The 3,521-nt window shown below is 51.9% G+C and carries 2 tRNA genes and 2 rRNA genes; all 4 read right to left on the bottom strand.

Annotated features, from left to right (window positions below):
- Position 1: 1 nt before the first annotated feature.
- Positions 2-118, bottom strand: a 5S ribosomal RNA gene (rrf, locus tag BN52_RS03170).
- A 75-nt stretch (positions 119-193) separates the two neighbouring features.
- A 23S ribosomal RNA gene (locus BN52_RS03165) occupies positions 194-3,093 on the bottom strand.
- Positions 3,094-3,212: 119 nt separating this feature from the next.
- Positions 3,213-3,285 (bottom strand) — tRNA-Ala (locus tag BN52_RS03160).
- Positions 3,286-3,343: 58 nt separating this feature from the next.
- Positions 3,344-3,417, bottom strand: a tRNA-Ile gene (locus BN52_RS03155).
- Between the last annotated feature and the right edge of the window lie 104 nt (positions 3,418-3,521).

The following is a 3,521-nucleotide window of genomic DNA, read 5'->3' as shown; positions in this document are numbered from 1 at the left end:
AGCGCGGCTACGTCCTACCCTCGCAGGCAGTCGCCCACCAACTACTCTCGGCGCTGAGAAGCTTAACTTCTGTGTTCGGCATGGTTACAGGTGTATCCTTCTCGCTTTCGTCACCGCACTCTTTCTTGAGCTTGCACGCTCAAAACTGAATCCAATCCTCAAAAACCTTCAATTCTCCAAAATCGCTTCGCCTTCGGTCAAGTCCTCGACTGATTAGTACCGGTCCGCTCCACAGATCGCTCTGCTTCCACTCCCGGCCTATCTACCTCATAGTCTCTGAGGTGTCTTACTGCTTTCGCAAAGGAAATCTCATCTTGAGGGGGGCTTCGCACTTAGATGCTTTCAGCGCTTATCCCCTCCGCACATAGCTACCCAGCGATGCCTTTGGCAAGACAACTGGTACACCAGCGGTGCGTCCATCCCGGTCCTCTCGTACTAAGGACAGCTCCTCTCAAATTTCCTACGCCCACGACGGATAGGGACCGAACTGTCTCACGACGTTCTGAACCCAGCTCGCGTGCCGCTTTAATGGGCGAACAGCCCAACCCTTGGGACCGACTTCAGCCCCAGGATGCGACGAGCCGACATCGAGGTGCCAAACCTCCCCGTCGATGTGAACTCTTGGGGGAGATAAGCCTGTTATCCCCAGGGTAGCTTTTATCCGTTGAGTGATGGCCCTTCCATGCGGTACCACCAGATCACTAAGCCCGACTTTCGTCCCTGCTCGAGTTGTCTCTCTCGCAGTCAAGCTCCCTTATACCTTTACACTCTGCGAATGATTTCCAACCATTCTGAGGGAACCTTTGGGCGCCTCCGTTACACTTTAGGAGGCGACCGCCCCAGTCAAACTGCCCACCTGACACTGTCCCCAGCCCGGCTTACGGGCCTAGGTTAGAGCATCCATCAAACAAGGGTAGTATCCCAACATTGCCTCCAGCAAAACTAGCGTCCTGCCTTCCCTGGCTCCTACCTATCCTGTACATGTTTAACAGATACTCAATATCAAGCTACAGTAAAGCTCCATGGGGTCTTTCCGTCCTGTCGCGGGTAACCCGCATCTTCACGGGTATTATAATTTCACCGAGTCTCTCGTTGAGACAGTGCCCAAATCATTACACCTTTCGTGCAGGTCGGAACTTACCCGACAAGGAATTTCGCTACCTTAGGACCGTTATAGTTACGGCCGCCGTTTACTGGGGCTTCAATTCGAACCTTCGCCTAAGCTAAGCTCTCCTCTTAACCTTCCAGCACCGGGCAGGTGTCAGCCCCTATACGTCGTCTTACGACTTTGCAGAGACCTGTGTTTTTGATAAACAGTTGTTTGGGCCTATTCACTGCGGCTGGCTGTTACGCCAGCACCCCTTCTCCCGAAGTTACGGGGTCATTTTGCCGAGTTCCTTAACGAGAGTTCTCTCGCTCGCCTTAGTGTTCTCCACTCGACTACCTGTGTCGGTTTGCGGTACGGGTACTTTCGATCTCGCTAGAAGCTTTTCTTGGCAGTGTGACTCTTGAGCCTTCGCTACTTTGATTTCGCTCCAGGTCACGCCTCGTCCTTTCGAAAGCAAGCATTTGACTCGCTCTCAGACTCGACGCTTCTACATGCTTCCAGTCGCATGCGCTCTTCGCCTCCTGCGTCCCTCCTTCGCTCAAACGATCTCAAGCAGTACAGGAATATCTACCTGTTGTCCATCGACTACGCCTCTCGGCCTCGCCTTAGGTCCCGACTTACCCTGGGCGGACGAGCCTGCCCCAGGAAACCTTAGTCATTCGGCGGATAAGATTCTCACTTATCTTTCGCTACTCATACCGGCATTCTCACTTCTAAGCGCTCCACTTATCCTCTCGATTAAGCTTCGCCGCACTTACAACGCTCTCCTACCACGCATGCCTTTGCATGCATCCACAGTTTCGGTACTATGCTTAGCCCCGGTACATTTTCGGCGCAGCGCCACTCGACTAGTGAGCTATTACGCACTCTTTGAATGATGGCTGCTTCTGAGCCAACGTCCTAGTTGTCTACGCAACTCCACATCCTTTTCCACTTAGCATAGATTTGGGGACCTTAACTGGTGATCTGGGCTGTTTCCCTTTCGACTACGGATCTTATCACTCGCAGTCTGACTCCCGTGCATGGATATGTGGAATTCGCAGTTTATCTGGATTCAGTAACCCCTGACGGGCCCCTAGTCCAAACAGAGCTCTACCTCCACTATCCTCTTCACGAGGCTAGCCCTAAAGCTATTTCGGAGAGAACCAGCTATCTCCAAGTTCGTTTGGAATTTCACCGCTACCCACAGCTCATCCCCGCAATTTTTAACTTACGTGGGTTCGGTCCTCCAGTGCGTTTTACCGCACCTTCAACCTGGCCATGGGTAGGTCACTTGGTTTCGGGTCTACGTCAAACAACTTCTCGCCCTCTTCAGACTCGCTTTCGCTGCGGCTCCGTCTTTTCTGACTTAACCTCGCTATTTAACGTAACTCGCCGGTTCATTCTACAAAAGGCACGCCATCACGCTTTAACGCGCTCTGACTACTTGTAGGCACACGGTTTCAGGTTCTCTTTCACTCCCCTCCCGGGGTTCTTTTCACCTTTCCCTCACGGTACTGGTTCGCTATCGGTCACTAGCTAGTATTTAGCCTTGCGAGATGGTCCTCGCAGATTCAACCGGAATTCCTCGTGTTCCGGCCTACTCAGGATCCTGCTCGGCTTGGTTTGGATTTCGCTTACGGGGCTCTCACCCTCTTTGGCTTACCTTCCCAGATAATTCGGCTATCCTCTCCAATGCGCTTATGCAGTCCTACAACCCCAATAGATAAATCTACTGGTTTGGGCTCTTTCCGTTTCGCTCGCCGCTACTCGGGAAATCGATCTTTCTTTCTCTTCCTGCAGCTACTTAGATGTTTCAGTTCACTGCGTCTTCCTTCCGCTGAGCTATCTTTTCACTCGCGGATGCCATTGCTGGCGGGTTCCCCCATTCGGACATCTCCGGATCTCTGCTTGCTTACAGCTCCCCGAAGCGTTTCGTCGTTTGCCACGTCCTTCATCGGCTTCTAGTGCCTAGGCATTCACCGTGCGCCCTTTTCTACTTGACCTTACCTCAAGTCTTTTCTCTCTTGGTCGCTCTACAATTTCTTCAATGAATTGTCTCGGTTTTTTGCTTTGGATTGTCTTCAGTTTTCAATGTGCTAACTCTGGACGCTCTCGCGTCCGATGGAGGCTAACGGGATCGAACCGATGACCTCCTGCGTGCAAAGCAGGTGCTCTCCCAGCTGAGCTAAGCCCCCATGTTTTATTCTCTTTTTTGCCAGACATAACTTTACCGCTTTTCGCTCGCTATGTCAATGGGCCTAAATGGACTTGAACCATCGACCTCACGCTTATCAGGCGTGCGCTCTAACCAGCTGAGCTATAGGCCCAATTTACGCTTGGCGTTTATTCTTTCAGAGAGCTAGTGCTCTCAAAACTAAACAAAGTTTCTCAGTGTGCTTCCGTACCGCGCGGATTCTCTTAGTATCTCTAC

It is taken from the genome of Lactobacillus gigeriorum DSM 23908 = CRBIP 24.85 (assembly GCF_000296855.1).
Taxonomy (GTDB): domain Bacteria; phylum Bacillota; class Bacilli; order Lactobacillales; family Lactobacillaceae; genus Lactobacillus; species Lactobacillus gigeriorum.
The sequence above is the reverse complement of the archived record's forward strand: the minus strand, read 5'-3'. Positions and strand labels throughout refer to the sequence as shown.